We start from the raw sequence: 503 nt of genomic DNA, 5'->3' as shown, positions 1-503 counted from the left end.
TGCTGATGGCGCGCAGATCATCGGTCTCCAGCGCGGCCACCTGGTCGGTGCTCAGACCCTTGACCTGTGCGCTGGTGAGCGCCGCGGCCTGGGCGGTGGTCAGGGCCTTGATCTCGTCGGTCGAGAAACCGCTGAACTGGTTGGCCGGCGAGGTGGCCAGGGCGGCGATCTGGGCCGTGGTCAGGGTCACGATCTGGTCGCTGGTCAGCGCGGCGATCTGATCGCTGCTCAGTGCCTTGAGCGTGCCGGTGTTGATGGCCCGCAGGTCGTCGGTCTCGATCTTGACAATCTGGTCGCTGGTCAGTCCGCCGACCTGGTTGCTGGTGAGCGCGGCGGCCTGGGCCGTGGTCAGGGCCACGATCTCGTCGGTGGTCAGGGCGGCCAGTTGGGCCGAGTTCATGCCGCGCAGGGCCGCGGTGTTGATGGAGGCGAGGTCCTCGGTCTGCAGGGTCTTGACCTGGTCGGAGCTCAGGGCGCCGACCTGGGCGCTGGTGAGCACCTTG

At 68.2% G+C, this 503-nt stretch carries 1 pseudogene; it reads right to left on the bottom strand.

Features of this window, described 5'->3' with window-relative positions:
- Positions 1–503: pseudogene (locus H5407_RS24915) on the bottom strand (heme utilization protein); the annotation flags it as partial.

The organism is Mitsuaria sp. WAJ17 (genome assembly GCF_014174515.1).
GTDB lineage: Bacteria > Pseudomonadota > Gammaproteobacteria > Burkholderiales > Burkholderiaceae_C > Roseateles_B.
The sequence above is the reverse complement of the archived record's forward strand: the minus strand, read 5'-3'. Positions and strand labels throughout refer to the sequence as shown.